Source organism: Ruegeria sp. CDSA193, from assembly GCF_059611885.1.
The window spans coordinates 153,833-176,769 of the sequence record NZ_JBXWPN010000009.1; the positions used below are offsets into that span (position 1 = coordinate 153,833).

The window sequence follows — 22,937 nt, forward strand, 5'->3', positions numbered from 1 at the left end:
ATTGGAGCTTCGTAGTGAGCGGAAATGATGATGTTGGCATGGGGCGGATGCGACCTGTAACCAAGTTTTTTATGATTTTGATCTATGCCCTCTTTCTCTTCCTGCTGGTTGAACTGCTTTCGTATTTCACCGTGGTTTATGTGTATGACAACACGCTGGGCAATACGGCAGAGCGACATCTATACTCTTCGATCCGTGGTCACAAACTGAACCCAGACTATCAGCGAGGATTTGATACTGGCGGACAGCGTATCCATTCCGATCAAGGGTTCCGCCACGATACGCTGATTGAACAGCCAAAACCCGACGACACGTTCCGCATTTTTCTGATGGGTGGCTCAACTGCTTATGCCATCGGATCGCAGGGCAGTATTTATCCTGACCACCCAACGCTCGCCAATCAGGAAACGGTTGCGTATTTCCTGCAGCAGGACCTGCGCGAGCGGTTGGGCGATCAGATGCCCGGTGTGACGATTGAAGTGATCAACGCCGGAGTTGTTGCGTATCACAGTTTTCAACATGTGTTGTACCTGTACGAGACGCTATATGAGTACAGCCCGGACATGATTGTGTTTCTGGATGGCCACAATGATTTTTACAATGTTGGGGTCGATAATCCGGTCCAAAGTTATGCTTACTCGTCCGCACGCATGATTGACGCCTTGAATGATCGCAAACCCTTCTTTTCAGCCTATGCGTTCCTGCGGTACCCGGCGCAGTATTCCTATACCTTCAAACTGGCTTCGAAATTTACGCAAGGCTTGTTCGACCGCTATGAAATCCCCAAAAATATCACGTATGGGGATGTTACCGCCTTGCAAAGAGACTTTTCAGCAGAGCTTGCGCAGACTGCAAAGGTCGGATTTTTGCGCAATTACAAGCTGATCGAAACATTCGGCGACTACCACGGGTTTTGCTATCACGTCTTTTTGCAGCCTGAGGTCGTCTATGAGGACACCAATGTCCTAAGCGAGACCGACCGCGAAATCGCCCAGCTCACGCGGGATTGGTACAAGCCGGGACGCGAAGATCTGATGCATCGCGCGCGGGTCGATTTCCCTGCTTTGTTTGAAGAGGCCAATGTGCCTTTCACCGATATTGCCGAGATCGGCGGTCCCCTCCACAAAGACAAGGTGCTGTATGTCGATTACACGCATCTGACGCCCGAAGGGTCAAAGCTGGTGGCTGCGCGGATGCTGCCCGTGGTGGCGGAACGGATCAGCCAGTGTAAGACCCCGTCCTGACCTCAGTAGGGTTGCTCTCCGTTTAGCAAAGCGGTGCGCACCTCCATCCGGGTACGCCAGTTGTATCGCGTATCTTCGCGCGTTGGCGCCCATGTCAGCGCGCCACTGTTGCGCCATGGGTCAAGGATGATGCCTTCGAACATCGTGTCGCCCTTTGCGCTGATCACTGCGGAATGGTGGATGATCCTCAGCGGCGTTGGCGGTGATGTAGCCCAGTGCATTTCCAGGGTGCGGAAGTTTTCTGCCCTTAAACGGCTGGTCATCGCTTCGGCCCAGTCGTTGCACAGGCCGCGCTCACGAAATCCGTTAATGACCTTGGCGTTGTGGATGATGGCCGGGTCGGTAACCTGCCATTCTCGGGCCAGACGCTGCGAATAGGTATAGGCAATGGTGGCCGCCTTCTGTGCCTCGGCTGGATCAACCTCAGGGCCCATAGAAAGGATGGCGAGCGCCAGCTCGTCTATGTCGTTCTGCGTTGCGGTCGGTTGAGGGGTGGCACAGCCGACAAGGGCCAGTGCCGCAAGCGTGGCCAGAAGGACAAGAATGGATCGGGTCATGTGTTCGCCGCTGGTTCGTGATCAATCGCTGATCTACCGGGATAATCGACGCAGTGATAGGGGGAAGTTTGTGCTGCGGCTGGTCATGGTCGAGCGTGGACATGAGGGCAGGTAACAATAATAATACTGGGAACAGAAGATTGTAGTATTGCGGGCAAAAAAACCCGGCGCGTGCGCCGGGTCGAGTTGGGGAAACAGGATTGCCGTAACAGGTCAGCCCAGCAGACGCCGCGCGATCACCTGTGCCTGAATTTCGGCAGCCCCTTCAAAAATATTGAGAATTCGTGCGTCACACAGCACGCGACTGATCTTGTATTCCAGTGCAAAGCCGTTGCCTCCGTGGATCTGCAGGCCGTTATCGGCAGCAGCCCAGGCCACGCGGGCGCCCAGCAGCTTGGCCATCCCGGCCTCAAGATCGCAGCGATGACCGTTGTCTTTTTCCCAAGCTGAGAAATAGGTCAGCTGTCGTGCGATCATGATCTCGACCGCCATCATCGCCAGCTTGCCGGACACGCGGGGGAAGTTGATCAGCGACTTGCCGAACTGTTTGCGGTCCTGCGCATATTGCATGGCGATGTCCAGCGCGCTTTGGGCCACACCGATGGCGCGGGCTGCGGTCTGGATGCGGGCGGATTCGAAGGTTTCCATGAGCTGTTTAAAACCCTTGCCTTCTTCGCCACCCAAAAGGTTCTCACCCTTGACCTTGAAGCCATCAAAGCCCAGCTCGTATTCCTTCATGCCGCGGTAACCCAGCACTTCAATCTCACCGCCAGTCATGCCGGGGGTGGGGAAGGGGTTGTCGTCCGTGCCGGGCGTCTTTTCCGCCAGGAACATCGACAGGCCGCGATGATCGGAGGTGTCAGAGTTGGTGCGTGCCAGCAAAGTCATCACATGGGTTCGCGCCGCATGGGTGATCCAGGTCTTGTTGCCTGTGATCTCGTAATCACCATCCGCATTCTTGACCGCACGGGTGCGCAGGCTGCCCAGGTCCGAGCCCGTGTTGGGTTCGGTGAAAACAGCCGTCGGCAGAATCTCGGCGCTGGCGATCTTGGGCAACCACTGGGCTTTCTGCTCATCCGTTCCGCCGGCAATGATCAACTCGGCCGCAATCTCGGACCGGGTGCCCAGCGAACCGACGCCGATATAGCCGCGCGACAATTCTTCGGACACCACGCACATCGAGGCTTTGGAAAGGCCAAACCCTCCGAACTCTTCGGGGATGGTCAGGCCAAATACACCCATCTCGGCAAGTTCCTCGATGATCTCCATCGGGATCAGCTCATCCTTGAGGTGCCAATCATGGGCGTTTGGTTCGACTTTTTCCTGGGCATAGCGGCGGAACTGGTCGCGGATCATTTCCAGTTCTTCGTCCAAGCCCGACGTTCCGAACATCGTGGCACCGGCCTGTTCTTCCATCAGTTCAACCAAGCGACCGCGTGCGGCCTGTGAATTGGCCTGTGCCATCAGTGTCTGAACTTCGGCGCATTGGAAACCGGACAGCGCGTCCCAGCCCAGACCCATGTCCTGAAGACGCAAAATCTCACCCTGGTTCATTGGGATGCCGCCCGCGACCTGATGCAAGTATTCACCAAAGGCGATTTGGTGCAGCAGCTGTTCGATCTCGCCGAATTTGCCTTCTGCCTCCAAAGCATCGGCCCAGCGTTGCATCTGCTGCAGCGACTGGTTGTATGTCGCCAGCCATGCCAACCCATGAGCGGCGGTCTGATTGGCCTCGATCAGAGCGCCGGACACGCGACCATCTTCTGTCACCATCACGCGGACCGACTCGCGGGCGCGTTCGAATACGGTGTCCACGGCTGGCAGAGCCGCACGTGTCAGCGTTAGAAGCTCGGGCAAAATCGCGGATGTAATCATCTGGGTCATATCCTGTCCGTCATGGGCCATGAATCAGCTTTCTCCTAAAGTCGTCTGGTCATATCATGCTGCACGTGCAGCGCAACAAAAATACGAATTATGCGACTAAAAAGTTCTAAAGTTGCTTGATCATTTTTGCAGTGCAGCACCCGTCAGGAGTGATATCAGGGGGACATGACGTTGTTTTCGATGCTCTCTGCCCAAGAACTGCTGCTGGCCTGTGGGGTTGCCTTCATTGCCGGTTGGGTCAAAGGCATGGTCGGGTTTGCCATGCCAATGGTTCTGATCTCGGGGCTGAGCATGTTCCTTTCGCCGGATATGGCGATCGCGGGGCTTATCCTGCCAACCCTTGTGACAAATGGGGTGCAGGCATTGCGCGGGGGTGTTCCGGCCGCCGTGTCCTCGATCCGTCAGTTCCGTGTATTTCTGGTTGTCGGGTTGGTGTTTCTGCTGATTGGTGCTCAGTTGGTCAGCGCAGTGCCAGCATCAACTTTTTTGTTGATGATTGGCATCCCGGTGACAGTCTTTGCATTGATCCAAGTATTGGGGCTGCGTCTGAAATTGGCCAGCCCATCTGCCCGAATAGAGGCCATGATCGCCGCGGTTGCAGGCTTTGTCGGGGGGATGTCTGGAATTTGGGGACCACCAACCGTGGCCTATCTGACCGCCTTAAACACCCCGAAAGCGGTGCAGATGCGGGTGCAGGGGGTCATCTATGGTTTGGGGGCGTTGGGCTTGCTGTTCGCGCATATGGGCTCCGGGATTTTCCGCGCCGAAACCGCTCCGTTCTCGGCTGCTCTGGTGCTACCGGGGCTGGCTGGCATGTGGGTAGGGTTGCAACTGCAGTCGCGCATAGATCAGGCGCTGTTTCGCAAGATCACCCTGTTCGTGCTGCTTATCGCAGGGCTGAACCTGTTGCGACGCGGGCTGATGGGCTAGGCACGCCGATCTATCGTGCGCAGCGTGAAATAAAGCCCCAGCATCAGAAAGAACAGGCCCGAGATATCGCCGATCAGGAAGGCGATATATTCCAGCCCACCGCTGCCAAAAGCCAGATTGGTCAGTACGGACACCAATATTGACGTGACGATCCCGACCCCCATGACGCAGGACCAGCATGGTTTGCGGTCCGGGTGGGGAAACAGATCGAAGCCGACCCATTTGCATAGGTAAAATACAGCAGGAACGGTTGTGACGGCGATTGCTATGGCGGCCAGACGGTTGGGCAGGAAGACGTCGCTTCCGCCGAGAAAGGCAAAGACAAGAAAGACACCGGGCAAGAGCGCAAAAATCGCCCGCCACCCCAACAACCAAGCAGAGAGCACACGCACACCATGCGGGAGAAACAGCAAGCTGGCCTTGCTGGGATATTCGGGGAAGAATACGTTCTGCAGTGGCATCAGAACCTCGAACGTAAGGAACGAGGCAATCACGTAGGTCAGTGAGGCAAAGAACGTTTCAGAGGCCCATCTGCGCACGGCGGTCAGCCAGCAATGCGCAGATCAAACGCTTTATTACTTAGGCGCATGCACAACATACCGTCCACGGTTCGCGCTACCGCTTTGTGACAAATACCCCTTCTGCACCAGCGACTTCAGCGCACGAAAAAAGGTCGGGCGCGAGACGCTTTGCACAAGCGTGTGTTCAATCAACCCAAATGTCCGAACTTCCTGGTCAGCTTTGGACAGTTCTTCGGCGGCGTAATAGATATCGCGCTCTACCGGTGAGAGTTGTTCCAGCCCCAACGTGCGCTCCATGCTTTGCATCAGTTTGCGCAGTTCGGTCAGTTTCAAGATTTCAGTCATTTCGTTACCTGTCGTTTCCCATGTCACGCGCTGCGACAAAGCAGCGGTATGAGACGAACTGAAATCTGAATGTTCAGAAAGTCTCATATTGACACTCATCCCCATTGGCATACACTTGCTATCTGATTAGGTTTCTCAATTCGCGAATGTGAGTGCGCGGCTGAGTTACCCAAGGTATTTTTAAACAACGCCCGGCGCGATTGCGTCGGGCGAATTTGTCTTAATGACATCATTGGATAGCTTAAACCGGCAAATCGGGCAACGAATTTGTAAGGACACCTTACGTTAGACGTATAAGGACGATTGCCAACAGATGTGCTGTCCGAAAAAAGGGGAGAGGTTTGCCCCCCCTTTTGCAACATTAGCCGATTGCTACGGCTTTGATGTCTTCGTCGATGAAAGGTAGATACTGCTCAAAGTTTTCAGCAAACATCTGAACCAGCTTCTCAGCCTGTTTATCGAAAGCGGCCTGGTCGTCCCAGGTGCGTCGCGGATCCAGCAGAACTTCGGCGACACCGGGGACGGAAACCGGCACATCAAAGCCAAAATTCGCATCCTTGCGGAATTCCGCATCCCGAAGCGATCCATCCAGAGCGGCAGTCAGCAAACCGCGGGTCGCACGGATCGGCATCCGGCTGCCAACGCCATAGGCGCCGCCAGTCCAGCCGGTATTCACCAGCCAGCAGGTCGCGCCGTGCTGGGCGATCTTGTCGCGCAGCAGGTTGCCATAGACTTCTGGGCGACGCGGCATGAACGGCGCGCCAAAGCATGTCGAGAATGTGGGTTGTGGCTCGGTCACGCCGCGCTCTGTGCCAGCAACCTTCGAGGTGAAGCCCGACAGGAAGTGGTACATCGCCTGAGCCGGGGTCAGCCGCGCAATCGGGGGCAGAACACCAAACGCGTCACAAGTCAGCATGATGATGTTCTTCGGATGCCCGCCCAACGCGCTTTTCGAGGCATTGGAGATATACTCGAGCGGATAGGCGCAACGCATGTTTGCGGTCAGCGAGTCATCTTCGAAATCCAGCTCCTTGGTCTCGGGATCGAAAACCATATTCTCGATCACGGTGCCGAATTTGCTGGTGGTTGCATAGATCTCGGGTTCGGCCTCGGCGTTCAGGTTGATCGTCTTGGCATAGCACCCGCCCTCGAAGTTGAAAGTGCCACGGTCTGACCATCCATGTTCGTCATCGCCAATCAAGGTGCGGGCCGGATCAGCGGACAGGGTGGTCTTGCCAGTTCCCGAGAGGCCAAAGAAGACTGCGGTATCAACGGGATTGCCGACCGCGTGGTTCGCCGAGCAATGCATCGGCATCACGCCTTTTTCGGGCAGCATGTAATTCAGCAGGGTGAAGACGGACTTCTTGTTTTCGCCGGCATATTCTGTGCCGCCGATCAGAATCAATTTGCGGTCGAAGTTCAGTGCGATCACTGTCTCGCTACGGCAGTTGTGCTTGGCCGGATCAGCCTGGAAGCTGGGACAGTTGATGATTGTGAAATCCGCGATGAACTCATCCAGGTCTTCACGATCCGGGCGGCGCAGCAAGTGACGGATGAACAGATTATGCCATGCCAGTTCGGTGACCATGCGCACGTTGATCGAATAAGCGGGGTCGGCGCCACCGACCAGATCCTGCACAAAATAGTCACGACCCTTCATGTGCTCGATCATATCGGCATAAAGCGTTTCGAAACCCTCGGGACTCATCTCGGCGTTGTTTTCCCACCAGATCGAATCGGCGACACTGTCGGTGCGGACAACATGTTTGTCCTTGGGAGAACGGCCAGTGAACTTGCCGGTACTGACAAGAAAAGCTCCGCCATTGCCAAGTGTACCTTCACCCCGCTTGAGGGCTTCTTCAATCAGTGCCGGTTCCATGAAGTTGTAATAGACATTGCCCAGACCCTCGATGCCCTGATCTTCGAGGCGGAATTGCGGGTTCACCCGTCCAGATGTCATGTGTGTCTTCTCCTGTGGCGGCGCGGCGGCAGATTGGCCAAGGTGCGCTCTTGGGGCAGTGTACCGGGAAAACCGGCGATTGGGCGGGTCTTATCATGGTCGTTTAGGGCGTGAACAGGACGGTTTGGCGCAGTTAGCGCAACCAAGTTCAGGTTTAGCGCCACCATGTTTTTTCTGCCGGAAATACAGACACTTTTCGAAGACCATTAACGGCTTTTTTGCCGCATGTGTGTGACAACAATCGCACGATTCGTAGATGGCGATTGATTCGCGGCCATAAAAACGACAAAAATGCCCTACAAATAAGCGAATTGTTTCGTATGAGAGCAGGAATAGGGGTTAACCCGATGTCAAAGATTGCACTGGTGGATGACGACAGGAACATTCTGACGTCCGTATCCATGACGCTCGAAGCCGAGGGTTTCGAGGTAGAAACGTATAACGACGGGCAGGCTGCTCTGGATGCGTTTAACAAGAAGCTGCCCGATATGGCAGTGCTGGATATCAAGATGCCGCGTATGGATGGCATGGATTTGCTGCAGCGACTGCGGCAGAAGACTCAGATGCCGGTGATCTTTCTGACTTCGAAAGATGACGAGATCGACGAAGTTCTGGGTTTGCGTATGGGTGCTGATGATTATGTCAAAAAGCCCTTTTCGCAACGGTTGCTGGTAGAACGGATACGGGCCTTGCTGCGCCGTCAGGAAGCGACCTCGGGTGATCCCGTGGCTGCCAACACAGGCGACGCCAAGGTGATGGAACGGGGCGAATTGCGGATGGACCCCTTGCGCCACGCGGTGAGCTGGAAGGGATCGGATGTCTCTTTGACAGTGACCGAGTTCCTGCTGCTGCAGGCCTTGGCGCAGCGTCCGGGATTTGTCAAAAGCCGCGATCAGCTGATGGATGTTGCCTATGACGATCAGGTCTATGTAGATGACCGCACGATCGACAGCCACATCAAGCGTCTGCGCAAAAAGATGCGCGCTGCTGATCCGGAGTTTTCGGCCATCGAAACGTTGTATGGTATTGGGTATCGGTACAACGAAGAATAAGCGTGGCCTAAGTTAAGGGGTTACTGGGTCTCGTGCGCGATACTGAGCAAGAAAACGAGTTACGCGACGGTGACGTCGTTCTTGGAGATGACTGGGTCATCCCCCAGAGCGACGATTCCGCCGAACTCAGGGCCACACGCGGCCGCCGCAATCTGTTTTCCCTGCGGGGCTCGCCTCTGGCGCGCAAGATCATCACATTCAACATGATTGCATTGGTGATTCTGGTCACCGGATTGCTATATCTGGATAATTCGCGAGAAGAACAGGTGCAGCAGACCGCCCGGAACTTGGTTGGTGATGCGCAGTTGGTCAGCAACGTATTTGAAACCCAGCTGCGACAGAATGTGACTGGCATTACCCGCGACGCGGCCATCCTGGATGTCAAAGATACGTTGGCTGGTCTCAGCCTGCCGGTCGGCGGTGAAGTCTTTGTTTACGATGCCCGAGGGACGCTGATTGGTTGGACGCGCGGCGCGCCTGCGGTCTCAGAGATGCCGGTCATGCTGCGCTCAGAAGCTGATGCGCAGACTGGAAGCACACTGATCAGTGATGCCTTGAACGCGGTCTGGACCGGGCTGTCCAAAGTGTTCAAACAAGATGAAACCAGCGAAGCGCCAACCTTGGCCCAACGCGTTCAGGCCATCATTCCACAGGCGCTGACCGGACATATTCAGGTTCAGGCGGTTCAGGATGACGCAGGCGAAACGGTTATCGTTGCTGCGGCCCCGATCCAACTGGATGGAAAGCCCGTTGGCGCGGTTGCCATGGCCGGTCCCGCCGGAGAAATCGACGCATTGGCCCGCCGTGATCAAGAGCGGATCCTGCGCATGTTCGTCGTGGCGCTTTTGGTGTCAGTCGGATTGAGCCTTGTCCTAGCATCGACCATCGCCAACCCATTGGCCGACCTGGCATCCGCCGCCGAGATGGGCAAAGACCGCGGTGCGGGGGTCAACCCGGGCCGCATCCGCATCCCCGATCTGAGCGCGCGACCGGACGAAATTGGACGACTCAGCCGAGCTTTGCGCGGCATGGTTACAGCGCTGTATAACCGGATTGATGCAAACGAACAATTCGCGGCAGATGTTGCGCATGAGATCAAAAACCCCCTAGCCAGCCTTCAATCTGCTGTGGGCACGTTGCGCATGGTTAAAAGAGACGACCAGCGCGATAAGCTGATGGGTGTGATCGAACATGATGTCCGTCGGCTGGATCGTCTGGTCAGCGACATTTCGAACGCCTCGCGCCTGGACGCCGAACTGGTCAAGGAGGAAGAGCAGCCATTTGATTTGTTGAACCTGATCGGAAACCTCGGTCAGTATCTGGGCGAGGATGCGCGCGCCAAGGGAATCGATTACATCACTGATCTGCCGCCCGAACCAATCACCGTGACCGGGCTTGAGGCGCGATTGGCGCAGGTGTTCGTAAACCTGATCACCAATGCGATTTCCTTCTGCGAAGAAAGCGATGCCATACGTGTGTGGGTACGCCGGCGCGAGGATCGGGTTCTGGTTGTTGTTGAAGACACCGGCCCAGGCATCCCCGAGCAAGCCCTGACCAAAGTGTTCAAAAGATTCTATTCCCAGCGACCAGCCGAGCATTTCGGCAATAATTCGGGGTTGGGTCTGGCAATTTCCAAGCAGATCGTCGAGGCGCATGGCGGGGTGATTTGGGCCGAAAATATCCGCCCGACCGAAGCGGACATAACATCAGACCCTCAAGGCGCGCGATTTGTCGTGGGCCTGCCGGTTTGATGCGGTGAGCACGTCCGCACTCTCCTCTGTTGAACACCATGATACTGCCATCGTTCACGCCTCTTGTGTCGCGGTAGCAGACCGTGCTGTTTTGATTGTGGGGCCTTCGGGCACCGGGAAATCAGCGCTGTCTTTGCAGATGATGGCGTTGGGGGCCGATCTGGTCGCGGACGATCGGGTTCGGTTGTATATGGATGGCAATCTCGCCCTGGCAGAGGCGGCTCCAAATATCGGTGGACTGATCGAGGCAAGAGGTCTTGGCCTGTTGCGGGCAGTCTCTGTCGGGCCGGTGCCGGTTGGCTTTGTGGTGGACATGGCGCAAGAAGAACCCGAGCGCCTGCCAGAACCCCGTTCAATTCTTATCCTGAGGCAAACTGTTCCCTTGCTTCGGGGCGCTGGCGTCTCCAATTTACCAGCAGCGCTCTTGCTACTGATGAAAAACGGGTGCGCAGACCCGGAATGGCCCAATCAATGACGACCCAAAGACGCATCGTACTTGTCACCGGCCCATCCGGCGCAGGCCGGTCCACCGCAATCCGTGTGTTAGAGGATCTGGGGTTCGAGGCCATCGACAACCTTCCCATGGGTCTTTTGCTGCGTCTATTAGACGGGCCAAAAACCGACCGTCCCATGGCGCTTGGTATTGATGCGCGCAACCGCGATTTTTCCACGATTGGCGTCATCGAATTGCTGGCTAAGCTTCGGTGGATGGAACAGGTTGACCTGACCACGCTTTATCTCGATTGCAGCGATGAAGTCCTGCTGCGCCGGTATTCGGAAACCCGCAGACGTCACCCGGTGTCTGCGGATGCCAGCCCTGAAACCGGAGTGCGCCAGGAAAAAGAGTCGCTGGCCCCAATTCGTGAACTCGCAGATACGTTGATCGACACTACGCCACTGAATGTTCACCAACTGCGCGAAGAGGTAGAGCGTTGGTTTGCACCTCAGGGTGGGCGGCATCTGGCGGTAACCATCGAATCATTTTCCTATAAGCGTGGTTTGCCTCGCGGATTGGATATGGTCTTTGACTGCCGTTTTCTCACCAACCCGTACTGGCGTCCCGAGCTTCGGGCCGAAGATGGTCGCAATTCGGATGTGGCGAGCTATATTCAAACCGACGCGAACTATGCGCCTTTCTTCGAAAGGGTGGTTGACCTGCTGACTTTGTTGTTGCCCGCCTACCGGGCCGAGGGCAAAGCCTACCTGTCCGTGGCCTTTGGCTGTACCGGAGGGCAACACAGATCGGTTGCAATGGCCGAAGCGGTTGCAAAGGCCCTTGCAGAAGGGGGGCAGCAAGTGGCAATTAGGCATCGCGAAATGGAAAGACGATCGTTGAATGTGAGGCCGGATTGATCGGGATCGTACTCGTAGCACATGGTGGGCTGGCCAAAGAATATTTGGCCGCGATGCAGCATGTGGTCGGCAATCAGCCCGGCCTGGCCGCGATCTCGATCGAGGCCGATCATGATCGCGAAGCGAAGCAATCGGAAATCTGTGCGGCCGCCGACAGTGTTGATGTTGGTGACGGTGTTGTCGTCGTGACCGATCTGTTTGGCGGAAGCCCGTCGAATCTCAGCCTGCGTGCCTGCGCGCCGCAGGATCGCCGTATCCTTTACGGCGCAAATCTTCCCATGTTGATAAAACTGGCCAAATCCCGCCACCTGCCGATTGGCGAAGCCGTGCGGCAGGCAATGGAAGCTGGACGTAAGTATATCAATGCGCAAAATGTGACGTTTGATGAGAACCGGACAGATAAAGAATGACCACCCGAAGCTTGAAAATTATCAATGAAAAGGGCCTGCATGCCCGCGCCTCGGCCAAGCTGGTCGAGTTGGTAGAAGGGTTCGACGCTCAGGCCGAGGTGTCGAAAGACGGGCTTTCCGCATCCGGCGACAGCATTATGGGTCTTTTGATGTTGGCAGCGTCTCGCGGAACGACTATTGACGTCGAGACGTCCGGACCGGATGCTGAGGCGTTGGCTGATGCGTTGGAGACTCTGGTGAACGACAAGTTCGGAGAAGGTTTCTGACCGCACCCGCCGTGATACGAAGAACGGGATAACCAGGAATTGGCGGAAACAACGCACGAGACCAAGACAGGCCCGGTGGTGGATGGGACCAAGGACCAGGGCGAGATCTATGATCGTAAGACCCTGACCTACGCAAACTCGTTCGACGACCCTTGGACTGCAACAGCGATCCGCACCATTGAATGGTGTACGGGTAAGTTGACCATTTTGGGTATGGTTAACAAGTTCGAGAAGCAGAATGAACAATTCCGCGGCCAACGGTTCTGGGCAGGTGCGCTTAATATAATGGGCATCGACCTGACCACGCCAGAGGAACAGATCGCGCGTATTCCGAAAACGGGGCCCGTGGTCGTCGTAGCCAACCATCCCCATGGCATGGTCGACGGCATGATTTTGGCAGAGCTGATCGGCAGGGTCCGCAGCGACTATCGGATCTTGACCCGTTCGGTTCTGACAGGTTTGGACGAGGCGGCGACGTCGTTCATGATTCCGGTGCCCTTCCCGCACGATCCCGAGGCACAGGCCAAGATGCTTGAGATGCGCGGCAATGCGATGGAGCATCTGAAAAACGGGGGCGTTGTGGCCTTGTTCCCTTCGGGCGTCGTGATGTCTTCGGATGACTGGTTCGGGCCGGTGATCGAGCGTGAGTGGAACGTGTTCACGGCCAAAATGATCCGTCGATCCGGCGCGCAGGTCCTGCCGATCTTTTTCCCTGGCAGGAATTCGCGTGCCTACCAGATCGCCAACAAGCTTTCTGCGATTCTGCGCCAGGGTTTGTTGCTGCACGAGATCGTTCGATCCTGCAACAAACCGCAATCCCCGGTGATCGGAGAACCGATCTCGGATGAGGATATGCAGCTGCTGGAACGAGATCCGCGCGGCTTTATGGCTTGGCTCAGAAAGCACACGCTGGGTCTGGGGCAGGCAACCAAGCTCTGACCTGCAATTTCACCTGATCAGGACAATCTCGGTGGCTGCGCCCGGATGAATTCCGGGCGGTGGCCTTTACCGGGTCGGCACTGGGGCCTCGCCTCGATAGTCATAAAAACCACGCTGCGTTTTACGTCCCAGCCAGCCCGCTTCGACATATTTCGTCAACAGCGGACAAGGGCGATATTTGGTATCGGCCAATCCATCATGCAGCACGTTCATAATGGCCAAACAGGTGTCTAGGCCGATAAAGTCAGCCAGTTCTAGTGGTCCCATCGGGTGGTTTGCGCCCAATTTCATCGATTGGTCAATCGACTGAACATTCCCCACGCCTTCATACAGGGTGTATACGGCCTCGTTGATCATCGGCATCAGGATGCGGTTGACAATGAAAGCCGGGAAATCTTCGGCGCTGGCGGCGGTTTTGCCCAGGCGGTCTACAACGGCCTTACAGGCAGCAAATGTTGGTTGATCCGTAGCAATGCCCCGGATCAGTTCAACCAGTTGCATCACCGGAACTGGGTTCATGAAGTGAAAACCCATAAAGCGTTCGGGCCGGTCTGTTCGGCTCGCCAGACGTGTGATCGAAATAGATGACGTATTTGACGTCAGGATTGTATGCGGTTGCAGATGTGGCAGCAAACTTTCGAAAATGGCTTGTTTGACGGTCTCACGCTCGGTTGCGGCCTCGATCACCAGGTCAGTCTGGCCCAGCTTTGGCAGCTCCATTGTAGTCGTGATGCGTTTCAGCGCGGATTGCATCTCCTCATCCGAAATTTTTCCGCGCGATGCCTGGCGCGCCATATTTCCTTCAATCGTCGCCATGGCGCTGTTCAGCGCGTCCTGGCTAACGTCGTTCAGCAGAACGTCATATTCCGCCAAAGCCAGTACGTGGGCGATACCATTGCCCATTTGGCCTGCGCCAATCACTCCGACTGATTTTACATCCATTTTTTGATGCCTCTGTGCCACGGGGTAGGATGACACTATCGGCAGATCGGGGCGGGCGGCAAGGGGATCAGACCGTTCGACTTTGCTTCAAATGCGCACATTAGGAGATTCTCAAGACTTGCGGCTGCAAGATGGCATCCGGGTGAAAATTGGGTGAGTGATATGAGCTATCATCAAGCTGGCTCGGGGCGACTCGAGCATGACGTGTGCCAATACGGTGAGTCACGATTGTGGTTTCGTGGGCCAATGCGTTCGCTGGAGACGTCATTTGTGGCCTGCGCAGGTGGGACCGAAACATTCGGGCGATTCGTCGAGCAGCCATTCGCGGCAGTTCTCGAAGAGAGGTTGGACAGACGATGCCTGAATTTCGGAAGTCTTTTTTGCGGTGTAGATGCGCTGTGCGATGACACGGAGTTGAGGGGTTTACTGAACCAAGCAGAGCTCTGCTTGGTTCAGCTTAGCGACATATTGGGGCAGTCCAATCGATTCTACCGGGTTCATCCCCGACGCAACGACCGTTTTTTGGCTCCGACAGAGGATCTGAAATCTCTCTATCCCGAGATCGACTTTGCCGATGTCCATTTCGTACATCACCTGATGATTTTGTTGCAGGGCCGCAATGATGCGCGGTTCGAGGTAATCACAGAAGAGCTGCGACGGAATTGGATCGACCGCATTGGGGGGCTTGTTGAGGCGCTTGAAGCGCCTGTTGTCTTGTTGAATTTGCAGGTCCTGCGTGAGGCAGAAAGTGATCAGCCCAAGCACGGTGCTGATATTCGGATCACGCCACAGATGATCGAGGCCCTGCGCCCTCTCAGCGCCGAGATCGTTGAGGTGACGGTCAGCGTGTCGGGGCAGTCCGATGAGCTTGAAGATATGCTGTTTGGAACACTGCAACAGCCCATGGCGGAATATATGATAGGTCCTGCGGCACACAGGTCGATTGCTGACGCCTTGGTCGGTCCGATCAGAAACCTGCAATGAAAAGGGCCCGCCGATGGCGGGCCCAATGCAAGATTCTTCGTGGAAAAGTCTAGCCCGTTGATCAGCCGAGTTTCTCGGTCAGTTCCGGAACGGCCTGGAACAGGTCGGCGACCAGACCGTAATCGGCAACCTGGAAGATCGGCGCTTCTTCGTCTTTGTTGATCGCCACGATGATTTTCGAGTCTTTCATACCTGCCAGATGCTGAATCGCACCCGAGATGCCGACAGCGACATACAGATCCGGGGCAACAACCTTGCCGGTCTGACCCACCTGCCAATCGTTCGGAGCATAGCCCGAGTCGACTGCGGCGCGCGATGCGCCTACTGCGGCCCCCAGCTTGTCAGCGAGACCTTCGATCAGCTTGAAGTCCTCTTCAGAACCGACACCACGGCCACCCGACACAACAACGCCAGCCGAAGTCAGCTCGGGGCGGTCGCTTGTGGCTACCTTGTCTTCGACCCAGGACGATAGACCGGGGTTCTCGCCGACCGAGATGGTCTCAACGGCTGCCGAGCCATCTTCGCCCGCAGCATCAAAACTTGCGGTTCGGAAAGTGACGACTTTTTTGGCGTCCACAGATTTGACGGTTTGGATCGCGTTGCCCGCATAGATTGGGCGTTCAAAGGTCGAGCCGTCGACGACACCGGACGCGTCCGAGATGACCATGACGTCCAGCAGCGCGGCAACGCGCGGCATAACGTTCTTGGCATCGGTGGTGGCGGGGGCAACGATGTGCTCATAAACATCAGCCAGACCTACGATCAGCGCAGCAGTGGATTCTGCCAGGCGATGGCCCAGCGATTCGTCCTCGGCGACCAGAACCTTTGAGACGCCGGTGATCTTGGCGGCAGCTTCACCGGCAGCAGCAGCGGAACCGCCTGCGGCCAGAACGGTTACATCACCCAGTGCCTTTGCTGCGTTCACAGCTTTGGCGGTTGCGTCCAGCGCCAGTTCACCATTGTTGACTTCGGCGAGAAGAAGAACAGCCATTACACAGCCCCCGCTTCTTTGAGTTTCGCGACAAGCTCGTCTACCGAGCCGACGATGATGCCAGCGGCACGTGCCTGTGGTTCTTCGGTTTTGACGACTTCCAGGCGCGGCGAAACGTCGACGCCGTAATCGGCGGCGGTTTTCTCGTCCAGCGGCTTTTTCTTCGCCTTCATGATGTTGGGTAGCGACGCGTAACGGGGCTCGTTCAGGCGCAGGTCCACGGTCACGATTGTCGGCATTTTGACGCTGATGGTTTGCATGCCGCCATCGACTTCGCGGGTGATCTTTGCGCTGTCGCCGTCGATGTCGATGTCGGACGCAAAGGTGCCTTGTGACCAGCCCAAAAGAGCTGACAACATCTGACCAGTTGCATTCATGTCGTTGTCGATAGACTGCTTGCCGCACAGAACGATACCGGGCTGCTCTTCCTCGACCACTTTGGCCAGGATCTTGGCAACGGCCAGGGGTTCAATGTCCTGATGGACATCATCTGCAGCAATGACCAGGATGGCACGGTCCGCGCCCATGGCCAGCGCAGTGCGCAGTGTTTCCTGGGCTTGTTTTACGCCGATAGAAACAACGACGACTTCGTCTGCCTTGCCGGCTTCTTTCAGACGGATTGCCTCTTCGACAGAAATTTCGTCGAACGGGTTCATCGACATTTTGACATTGGCGAGATCGACACCGCTGCCATCCGCTTTGACGCGAACTTTAACGTTATAGTCAATCACGCGTTTGACAGGCACGAGTACCTTCATTTTGCGCTAGCTCCTCACAAAAAACGGCAAGCCGCGTCGCGACTCCACCAATGTTCATGAGGGCTTGAATAGCGATTCAATTCAGGCGGCAACAGGGCAAAATCGTCACGTCATCTGCAACGGACGTCGCGTTTTGCTATTTTTGACGTGACCAAGCACCACACACCCACCCAAAAAGGCAGGAAGCTATCGGTTTGCGCCCGCCCGTCGGGCCGGGGCTTCGCCCTTCCGGTCGCCGCCGCGTCCACTGGACGCAACGCCGCTTTCAGCGGTTCGCGCCCGGAACCCACAGAACATCTTGGGTTCCGTTTTCATTGGCACAACGGGCTGCGACGAAGAACCAGTCGCTCAGACGGTTCAGGTACTTGACTGCGGTTTCGTTAACCGGCTCCATGTTGGTCAGCTCAACCGCAAGCCGTTCGGCCCGGCGCGATACGGTCCGACATACATGCAGATGCGCCGCAAGACGCGAGCCACCGGGCAGGATGAAACTGCGCAGCGGTTCCAAGGCTTCGTTCATCGCGTCGATTTCAACCTCGAGCCGGTCAATCTGCGAGGGCACGATGCGCAGAGGCGGATAGTCTGCTTCGGCATCCTTTTCCATGTCGGGACGACAGAAATCTGCGCCCAGATCAAACAGGTCATTCTGAATGCGGGCGAGTGCAGCTTCGACATCCCCATCTGCCTCGGTCCGGGCGACGCCGACAAAGGCGTTCAACTCGTCCACGGTGCCATAAGCGGTCACGCGGCCCGAGTATTTGGCGACGCGTTCGCCATTGCCGAGTGCGGTTTTGCCATCATCACCGGTGCGGGTGTAAATCTTGTTCAATACGACCATTTACTGACCTCCCTGACCGCGCAGCCAGACGTAAAGCACGATCAGAATCACGGCGATGAACTGAAACAGGATACGCAGGCGCATATACTTGTTGCTTTTCAGTGCCGCGTCCCTGCCGCTTTTGCCGAAATTCGAGATGCCAAGCGCCAATACGACGACAACCGCCGCCATGGCCAAAAGCAAAATGACCATCATTAGGTCCATGAGTACACCGTCCGCGTTTCTGTTTGCCTAGGGCTATCATCTAGCCCCGTGCGTGCCAAAAGCGAACGGGTTATTTCGCCTCAGACCCCTGCAAGGATGCGGTCAATCGCACGTGTCGACAGGATGCGGCGCAAACAACCGGCGATAAATGTAGGTGTTGTCACATAGTATCGGGGGCGCGGGCGCTTGGATTCTACGGCGTGGGCCAGCTTGGTCGTAACTGCAGATGCGGGCAGTTCAAACCGATCCGGCCCCGACGATTCATACAGTCTTTTCAACAAAGAGGACTCATAACGCTCGCGCAGGGCCGAGTTTTGCCAGTTGATGAACCGCTCGAAGAACGGGATTGAGTTTTCGCGGATTTTAGATGTGATCGGGCCGGGTTCGATCAAAATGACCTTGATCCCCGTATCAGCCAGTTCCAGGCGCAGTGTATCCGTCAGCCCTTCGATTGCATATTTCGTGGCCACATAGGCGCCGCGCCACGGATAGGCCACCAGACCCAGCACCGAAGAGTTCTGAACGATTCGCCCGTGTCCTTGACTGCGCATAATCGGGATGACCTGCCTGGTCAGTTCGTGCCAGCCAAAGAAGTTCGCCTCGAAAATCTGACGCAGGCCTTCGGTCGGCAGGTCCTCGACCGCGCCGGGCAGGCCATGTGCGCCATTGTTGAACAGCGCGTCCAGGGTGCCTCCGGTGGCCTCCAACACTTCGTTCAAACCCGAGGATATGCTGGCCGTGTCGGTATAATCAATGCACGGGCTTTCAAACCCCTGCGCCCGCAACCGGTCGCAATCGCGCTGTTGTTTGCACGAGGCAAACACGCGCCAACCCCGCGCGCGCATCCCATGCGCCGCATCCAGTCCGATGCCCGATGAGCAGCCAGTAATTAGAATGGTTTTCTGCATGATTTTCCCGATTCTGAACCAGCCCCAAGCTAGGGTGCACAGAGTATGGGGACAATCATTGCTCCACGTCAGTCTGGTGTTTTTCTGACCAAAGAGGTCGAAATCCACCCCACCTGTTGCTGCGGCAACACGCGCAGTCGCAACCATCCGGTGCCCGAGTCACTTAGCACCTCGACCTTCTGGCCGATGCGCGCTTTGCCAACAATCGGGTAGATCGTTCCAGGGCCGTCACGCATGTTCACGCGGGTCCCGGAGATTTCCCGGATATCTTTCCTGGGTTCAGGCTGGGCGGCGGGTTCAGGCTGCACGTCCTTGGTGATTTGCTTCAGGCCAGTTACACCGTCTTCCAGAGACGCAAGCGTGATGCTGGCAGTCTGATCGTCAAACACCGAAAGCGCGTTGAAAGTGTCCAGACTGGCGGGTTCTGCGACAATCGCTGCGACTGCTGGCTGGGGATCAATCGGGCGCTCGCGCACGACCGGCGAGCGCATAGCGACATTTGTCACAAGCTCTTTTGCCGGAGACGGTGCTACGGTTTTGGGGGCCGCTTTCGAGGCGACTCGCACAGGCTGTTCCGACCGCACACCGCGCGGCTCGAAATTAGGCCCGCCACTCATGACGTAAAAGCACCAGCCAAGTGCAGCGAAACTCATTACAATCAGGCGCGTCATGGCGCATCCCCCGGTCGATCAATCAAAACAAAAAAAGGCAGCAGACTAATGTCAGACATCCTAGCATAATTCGCGACCCAAGTCGAAAAACGGGGGAAATCGGGGGGTTGCCTCCCCCTGTTGCAAAAAGCGCCACTTGTCCCCAGTAAAATATGTCTTGCTTGCTTTACCCGCGCGCCCTTGCGTCGTATCACATCATCTATGAATGATACGATCGACGACCCCAATATGGTGGCCCCCGAAAACGGGGGCGAAGTAGCCGAACCGCTGCGCCGCGCGATTGGTGAACGTTATCTGACCTATGCGCTGTCCACCATCATGCACCGGGCCTTGCCCGATGCACGGGATGGTTTGAAGCCGGTGCATCGGCGAATCCTCTATGCGATGCGCGAGTTGCGACTCAGTGCAACGGGCGGATTCCGTAAGTCGGCGAAAATCTCGGGCGATGTGATGGGTAACTATCACCCGCACGGCGATGCCGCGATTTATGACGCGATGGCGCGTTTGGCGCAGGATTTCAATGTGCGCTATCCGCTGGTCGACGGGCAGGGGAATTTCGGCAATATCGACGGCGATAACCCGGCGGCCTCTCGTTATACCGAGGCTCGGATGACCATCGTGGCCGAGGCTCTGCTTGAGGGTCTGAACGAGGATGCTGTCGATTTCCGTGACAACTATGACGGCACGCTGACCGAACCGGTGGTTCTGCCCGCGCAATTTCCGAATCTGCTGGCCAATGGCTCCAGCGGTATTGCGGTGGGCATGGCGACGAATATCCCGCCACATAACATCTCGGAACTGTGTGACGCCTGTTTGCATCTGATCAAGACGCCGGATGCGCGCGACGATACGCTTCTGAACTACGTGCCCGGACCGGATTTCCCAACCGGCGGCGTAATCGTTGAACCGCCTGCGAATATCGCGCAGGCCTATCGCACCGGGCGCGGGTCATTCCGCCTGCGCTGTAAGTTCGAGGTCGAGGATCTGGGCCGCGGTCAGTGGCAGATCGTCGTCACCGAGATTCCCTATCAGGTTCAGAAATCGAAGCTGATCGAAAAGATCGCCGAGCTGATTCAGACCAAGAAAATCCCGATCCTTGGCGACGTTCGTGACGAATCCGCCGATGACATCCGCCTGATCCTTGAGCCGCGTTCCAAGAATGTGGACCCCGAGGTGCTGATGGGCATGCTTTATCGTAACTCAGACCTTGAGGTGCGGTTCAGCCTGAACATGAACGTGCTGATCGACGGGGTGACACCCAAAGTCTGCTCGATGAAAGAAGTGCTTCGCGCCTTCCTTGATCACCGGCAAGAGGTTCTGCTGCGCCGGTCGCGCCACCGGATGGCCAAGATCGACCATCGGCTGGAGGTGTTGGAGGGCTTTATCGTTGCCTTCCTGAATCTTGACCGCGTGATCGACATTATCCGCTATGACGATGACCCCAAGGCTGCGCTGATGCGCGAAGACTGGGGCATCGACCATGTCCGCGCCACCAATGAGGCCGACTATGTCTCGCCCACACGGGGCGAGGGCGAGCTGTCCGAGGTCCAGGTCGACGCAATTCTTAACATGCGTCTGCGCAGCTTGCGTCGTCTGGAAGAGATGGAGCTGGTTCGCGAACGCGATGAGCTGATGTTGGAACGTGCCAATCTCGAAGATCTTCTAGCCGACGAAAGCCTGCAATGGGCCAGCATCGCCGAGCAGTTGAAAGAGACCAAGAAAACGTTCGGCAAGGATTATGAGGGCGGCGCGCGTCGCACCCAGTTTGCCGAAGCCGGTCAGGTCGAAGAGGTCCCGCTTGAGGCGATGATCGACCGCGAACCGATCACGGTTGTCTGCTCTCAGATGGGCTGGATTCGCGCCATGACCGGCCATATCGACCTGAACCGCGAGTTGAAGTTCAAGGATGGCGATGGGCCACGGTTTATCTTCCATGCGGAAACCACCGATCGGCTGCTGGTCTTTGCCTCGAACGGTCGATTCTATACGATCAGCGCCGCGAATCTGCCCGGCGGTCGGGGTATGGGCGAGCCGCTGCGCCTGATGGTCGACCTGCCGAATGAGGCGCAGATAATCGACATCCTGATCCACAAACCGGGGCGCAAGCTGCTGGTGGCCTCGGATGCGGGTAACGGCTTCACCGTGCCCGAGGATGACGTGCTGGCACAGACCCGAAACGGCAAACAGGTGCTGAACGTCAAAGGCGACGAAACAGCGATTATCTGTAAGGCGATCGAAGGTGACCACGTTGCAGTGGTTTCTCAGAACGGCAAGTTTCTGGTCTTCCCGACCGAGGAACTGCCTGAAATGACCCGCGGCAAGGGCGTTCGCCTGCAGAAATACAATATGGCGCGCGGGCGGCAGGGGACGCTGGAATTGGACGGCGGGCTGTCAGATATCACCACCTTCAACTGGGAAGAGGGCCTGAAATGGTCCATGGGTGGCGACAAGACCCGGCACGAGGCAGATCTTTCGCAATGGCTGGCCAAGCGTGCCAGCGTCGGGAAAAAGCCGCCATACGGCTTCCCGCGTGATTTTAAATTCTCCTGATCAGGCCCGGTCACAGAGGATTTATGCCGATACGGCTTGGCACAAGCCGTATCGGTGCGTTAGATCAAAGAAAAACAGGCCTATCGAGACGAGACATGTTGCGCATTTTGACACTGATCACCGGATTGGCCCTGATGGGCGCCTGCACCCAAACGCAGGTTTACGAAGAGCCTGAGTCGCTGGGCGAATTCAAGTTGCGGGTAAACTATGCCTTTGCCGATAAGGCGGTGCAGGGGCCGGTAAGCCGGGATGCGACGCCCGACGAATGGACTGCGGCCATTCAAAACGCGGTGGACATCCGCCTTGGGCGCTATACGGGCGCTCAGGAATACGACATCGGCATCAGCCTCGAGGGCTACATGCTGGCCCCTCCCGGAATTCCGGTGATCTACAACCCCAAGAGCACTGCGATTGTTCTGGTCAACGTTTATGACGTGAACAAGAAAGAATTTCTTGCCAAAGGTAAGCAATTCCAGGTGCTGGAAGACACAACCGGTGGCAGTGCCCTGAAAGGGTCGGGTCATGAACGGACGAAACAAGAGCAAATGAGCGGGCTGGCTCTGAAAGTTGCGGACCGAGTCGAAGAATGGTTGGCCGAGGAACATTTGGAAAACGGTTGGTTCGACCGGCGTCCCGAACTGATCCAGCCACTCGATTCAGGTGAAGCAACGCAAAATCCGGCTTAAAGAACGGCATTTCCCGCAGGATGTGCTTGATTTTCTCCTTTGAACCCAATATCTCGCGCGCGCAGATGTAACCACGGGACCAAGGGTCCCCCAAAGCACAAAAGGGCGCCTGAGGAATGGCAAAGGAAAAGTTTGAGCGTAATAAGCCGCACGTCAACATTGGCACGATTGGGCACGTTGACCACGGCAAGAC

General features: G+C 56.6%; 25 protein-coding genes. 12 read left to right on the forward strand and 13 right to left on the reverse strand.

The genetic code is table 11. From position 1 onward, the window contains the following. The first annotated feature begins 14 nt into the window (after positions 1–14). Positions 15–1,244: an SGNH/GDSL hydrolase family protein gene (locus AC2FLG_RS17175; protein WP_496678791.1), complete on the forward strand. Its 1,230-nt coding sequence runs from the start codon at positions 15–17 to the stop codon at positions 1,242–1,244. 2 nt (positions 1,245–1,246) lie between these two features. Here AC2FLG_RS17175 and AC2FLG_RS17180 read toward each other — a convergent pair whose 3' ends face one another. Both AC2FLG_RS17180 and AC2FLG_RS17185 read right to left on the reverse strand, forming a co-directional pair. Then, positions 1,247–1,801 carry a hypothetical protein gene (locus tag AC2FLG_RS17180; RefSeq protein ID WP_496707231.1) on the reverse strand — a complete coding sequence of 185 codons (555 nt, stop codon included), beginning with the start codon at positions 1,799–1,801 and terminating at the stop codon, positions 1,247–1,249. Between the two features lie 213 nt (positions 1,802–2,014). After that, a complete protein-coding gene (locus tag AC2FLG_RS17185) occupies positions 2,015–3,706 on the reverse strand; it encodes an acyl-CoA dehydrogenase family protein (RefSeq protein ID WP_496707233.1) in 1,692 nt (563 codons plus the stop codon). Between the two features lie 144 nt (positions 3,707–3,850). Between AC2FLG_RS17185 and AC2FLG_RS17190 the strand changes: the two genes are divergently transcribed. Continuing rightward, positions 3,851–4,615, forward strand: coding sequence for a sulfite exporter TauE/SafE family protein (locus tag AC2FLG_RS17190; RefSeq protein WP_496702978.1), 765 nt, complete (start codon positions 3,851–3,853; stop codon positions 4,613–4,615). On the opposite strand, the gene AC2FLG_RS17195 is transcribed toward AC2FLG_RS17190, so the two are convergent. The 3 genes from AC2FLG_RS17195 to AC2FLG_RS17205 form a co-directional block, all read right to left on the reverse strand. Then, positions 4,612–5,154 (reverse strand): hypothetical protein, encoded by a 543-nt coding sequence (locus AC2FLG_RS17195; protein WP_496703727.1) that lies wholly within the window; start codon positions 5,152–5,154, stop codon positions 4,612–4,614. The genes AC2FLG_RS17190 and AC2FLG_RS17195 overlap by 4 nt on opposite strands. Positions 5,155–5,190: 36 nt before the next feature. Then, positions 5,191–5,568, reverse strand: a complete 378-nt coding sequence (locus AC2FLG_RS17200; protein ID WP_246097302.1) for a hypothetical protein — start codon at positions 5,566–5,568, stop codon at positions 5,191–5,193. Between the two features lie 274 nt (positions 5,569–5,842). Further along, positions 5,843–7,441 (reverse strand): phosphoenolpyruvate carboxykinase, encoded by a 1,599-nt coding sequence (locus tag AC2FLG_RS17205; protein WP_142639267.1) that lies wholly within the window; start codon positions 7,439–7,441, stop codon positions 5,843–5,845. Between the two features lie 347 nt (positions 7,442–7,788). On the opposite strand from AC2FLG_RS17205, the gene AC2FLG_RS17210 reads away from it, so the two are divergent. The 7 genes from AC2FLG_RS17210 to AC2FLG_RS17240 are packed head-to-tail and all read left to right on the forward strand — an operon-like array spanning position 7,789 to position 13,212. Beyond that, the gene (locus AC2FLG_RS17210; RefSeq protein WP_142639269.1) at positions 7,789–8,493 is read left to right on the forward strand and encodes a response regulator transcription factor; all 705 of its coding nucleotides are present in this window, start codon (positions 7,789–7,791) and stop codon (positions 8,491–8,493) included. 32 nt (positions 8,494–8,525) lie between these two features. Further along, positions 8,526–10,244, forward strand: a complete 1,719-nt coding sequence (locus tag AC2FLG_RS17215) for a sensor histidine kinase (RefSeq protein WP_496698416.1) — start codon at positions 8,526–8,528, stop codon at positions 10,242–10,244. 4 nt (positions 10,245–10,248) lie between these two features. Further along, a complete protein-coding gene (locus tag AC2FLG_RS17220) occupies positions 10,249–10,719 on the forward strand; it encodes an HPr kinase/phosphorylase (RefSeq protein WP_496707234.1) in 471 nt (156 codons plus the stop codon). After that, a complete protein-coding gene (gene rapZ / locus AC2FLG_RS17225; protein WP_271951311.1) occupies positions 10,704–11,597 on the forward strand; it encodes an RNase adapter RapZ in 894 nt (297 codons plus the stop codon). The genes AC2FLG_RS17220 and rapZ overlap by 16 nt, the downstream gene beginning before the upstream one ends. After that, positions 11,594–12,007, forward strand: a complete 414-nt coding sequence (locus AC2FLG_RS17230; RefSeq protein WP_142639275.1) for a PTS sugar transporter subunit IIA — start codon at positions 11,594–11,596, stop codon at positions 12,005–12,007. Before rapZ ends, AC2FLG_RS17230 begins: the two co-directional genes overlap by 4 nt. Further along, entirely contained in the window at positions 12,004–12,273 is a 270-nt protein-coding gene (locus AC2FLG_RS17235; RefSeq protein WP_142639277.1) for an HPr family phosphocarrier protein, read from the forward strand. The genes AC2FLG_RS17230 and AC2FLG_RS17235 overlap by 4 nt, the downstream gene beginning before the upstream one ends. A 39-nt stretch (positions 12,274–12,312) precedes the next feature. Next, complete coding sequence (locus AC2FLG_RS17240) at positions 12,313–13,212, forward strand: lysophospholipid acyltransferase family protein (protein WP_271951305.1); 900 nt, start codon at positions 12,313–12,315, stop codon at positions 13,210–13,212. A gap of 66 nt (positions 13,213–13,278) precedes the next feature. Here the strand turns inward: AC2FLG_RS17240 and AC2FLG_RS17245 are convergent, their stop codons facing one another. Beyond that, the gene (locus AC2FLG_RS17245) at positions 13,279–14,154 is read right to left on the reverse strand and encodes a 3-hydroxybutyryl-CoA dehydrogenase (protein WP_496692208.1); all 876 of its coding nucleotides are present in this window, start codon (positions 14,152–14,154) and stop codon (positions 13,279–13,281) included. Positions 14,155–14,316: 162 nt separating this feature from the next. On the opposite strand from AC2FLG_RS17245, the gene AC2FLG_RS17250 reads away from it, so the two are divergent. Beyond that, a complete protein-coding gene (locus AC2FLG_RS17250) occupies positions 14,317–15,138 on the forward strand; it encodes a DUF6473 family protein (RefSeq protein ID WP_496692209.1) in 822 nt (273 codons plus the stop codon). Positions 15,139–15,199: 61 nt separating this feature from the next. Here AC2FLG_RS17250 and AC2FLG_RS17255 read toward each other — a convergent pair whose 3' ends face one another. The 6 genes from AC2FLG_RS17255 to AC2FLG_RS17280 form a co-directional block, all read right to left on the reverse strand. After that, positions 15,200–16,129 (reverse strand): electron transfer flavoprotein subunit alpha/FixB family protein, encoded by a 930-nt coding sequence (locus AC2FLG_RS17255; protein WP_496707237.1) that lies wholly within the window; start codon positions 16,127–16,129, stop codon positions 15,200–15,202. Beyond that, positions 16,129–16,887 carry an electron transfer flavoprotein subunit beta/FixA family protein gene (locus AC2FLG_RS17260; RefSeq protein WP_271951297.1) on the reverse strand — a complete coding sequence of 253 codons (759 nt, stop codon included), beginning with the start codon at positions 16,885–16,887 and terminating at the stop codon, positions 16,129–16,131. The genes AC2FLG_RS17255 and AC2FLG_RS17260 overlap by 1 nt, the downstream gene beginning before the upstream one ends. A 265-nt stretch (positions 16,888–17,152) precedes the next feature. Next, positions 17,153–17,725 (reverse strand): cob(I)yrinic acid a,c-diamide adenosyltransferase, encoded by a 573-nt coding sequence (locus tag AC2FLG_RS17265; protein ID WP_142639287.1) that lies wholly within the window; start codon positions 17,723–17,725, stop codon positions 17,153–17,155. After that, positions 17,726–17,929: a twin transmembrane helix small protein gene (locus AC2FLG_RS17270; RefSeq protein ID WP_142639289.1), complete on the reverse strand. Its 204-nt coding sequence runs from the start codon at positions 17,927–17,929 to the stop codon at positions 17,726–17,728. Between the two features lie 80 nt (positions 17,930–18,009). After that, positions 18,010–18,837, reverse strand: a complete 828-nt coding sequence (locus AC2FLG_RS17275; protein ID WP_142639291.1) for an SDR family NAD(P)-dependent oxidoreductase — start codon at positions 18,835–18,837, stop codon at positions 18,010–18,012. A 68-nt stretch (positions 18,838–18,905) separates the two neighbouring features. Further along, positions 18,906–19,508, reverse strand: coding sequence for an SH3 domain-containing protein (locus tag AC2FLG_RS17280; protein WP_246097307.1), 603 nt, complete (start codon positions 19,506–19,508; stop codon positions 18,906–18,908). Positions 19,509–19,709: 201 nt separating this feature from the next. Here AC2FLG_RS17280 and parC point away from each other — a divergent pair, with 201 nt between their 5' ends. Both parC and AC2FLG_RS17290 read left to right on the forward strand, forming a co-directional pair. Further along, positions 19,710–22,058, forward strand: a complete 2,349-nt coding sequence (parC, locus tag AC2FLG_RS17285; protein WP_496702993.1) for a DNA topoisomerase IV subunit A — start codon at positions 19,710–19,712, stop codon at positions 22,056–22,058. A 95-nt stretch (positions 22,059–22,153) separates the two neighbouring features. Then, entirely contained in the window at positions 22,154–22,744 is a 591-nt protein-coding gene (locus AC2FLG_RS17290; protein WP_496678806.1) for a hypothetical protein, read from the forward strand. On the opposite strand, the gene AC2FLG_RS17295 is transcribed toward AC2FLG_RS17290, so the two are convergent. Next, positions 22,741–22,937 (reverse strand): hypothetical protein (locus AC2FLG_RS17295; RefSeq protein ID WP_496692212.1); only part of this gene is annotated, 197 nt, incomplete at its 5' end. The two genes, AC2FLG_RS17290 and AC2FLG_RS17295, sit on opposite strands and share 4 nt — an antisense overlap.

Coding starts and splice junctions, on each gene's coding strand:
- parC (WP_496702993.1), top strand. CDS start 19,710: ATGAATGATACGATCGACGACCCCAATATGGTGGCCCCCGAAAACGGG.
- AC2FLG_RS17275 (WP_142639291.1), bottom strand. CDS start 18,837: ATGCAGAAAACCATTCTAATTACTGGCTGCTCATCGGGCATCGGACTG.
- AC2FLG_RS17260 (WP_271951297.1), bottom strand. CDS start 16,887: ATGAAGGTACTCGTGCCTGTCAAACGCGTGATTGACTATAACGTTAAA.
- AC2FLG_RS17270 (WP_142639289.1), bottom strand. CDS start 17,929: ATGGACCTAATGATGGTCATTTTGCTTTTGGCCATGGCGGCGGTTGTC.
- rapZ (WP_271951311.1), top strand. CDS start 10,704: ATGGCCCAATCAATGACGACCCAAAGACGCATCGTACTTGTCACCGGC.
- AC2FLG_RS17280 (WP_246097307.1), bottom strand. CDS start 19,508: ATGACGCGCCTGATTGTAATGAGTTTCGCTGCACTTGGCTGGTGCTTT.
- AC2FLG_RS17235 (WP_142639277.1), top strand. CDS start 12,004: ATGACCACCCGAAGCTTGAAAATTATCAATGAAAAGGGCCTGCATGCC.
- AC2FLG_RS17265 (WP_142639287.1), bottom strand. CDS start 17,725: ATGGTCGTATTGAACAAGATTTACACCCGCACCGGTGATGATGGCAAA.
- AC2FLG_RS17180 (WP_496707231.1), bottom strand. CDS start 1,801: ATGACCCGATCCATTCTTGTCCTTCTGGCCACGCTTGCGGCACTGGCC.
- AC2FLG_RS17290 (WP_496678806.1), top strand. CDS start 22,154: ATGTTGCGCATTTTGACACTGATCACCGGATTGGCCCTGATGGGCGCC.
- AC2FLG_RS17245 (WP_496692208.1), bottom strand. CDS start 14,154: ATGGATGTAAAATCAGTCGGAGTGATTGGCGCAGGCCAAATGGGCAAT.
- AC2FLG_RS17190 (WP_496702978.1), top strand. CDS start 3,851: ATGACGTTGTTTTCGATGCTCTCTGCCCAAGAACTGCTGCTGGCCTGT.
- AC2FLG_RS17210 (WP_142639269.1), top strand. CDS start 7,789: ATGTCAAAGATTGCACTGGTGGATGACGACAGGAACATTCTGACGTCC.
- AC2FLG_RS17205 (WP_142639267.1), bottom strand. CDS start 7,441: ATGACATCTGGACGGGTGAACCCGCAATTCCGCCTCGAAGATCAGGGC.
- AC2FLG_RS17200 (WP_246097302.1), bottom strand. CDS start 5,568: ATGAGACTTTCTGAACATTCAGATTTCAGTTCGTCTCATACCGCTGCT.
- AC2FLG_RS17250 (WP_496692209.1), top strand. CDS start 14,317: ATGAGCTATCATCAAGCTGGCTCGGGGCGACTCGAGCATGACGTGTGC.
- AC2FLG_RS17185 (WP_496707233.1), bottom strand. CDS start 3,706: ATGGCCCATGACGGACAGGATATGACCCAGATGATTACATCCGCGATT.
- AC2FLG_RS17255 (WP_496707237.1), bottom strand. CDS start 16,129: ATGGCTGTTCTTCTTCTCGCCGAAGTCAACAATGGTGAACTGGCGCTG.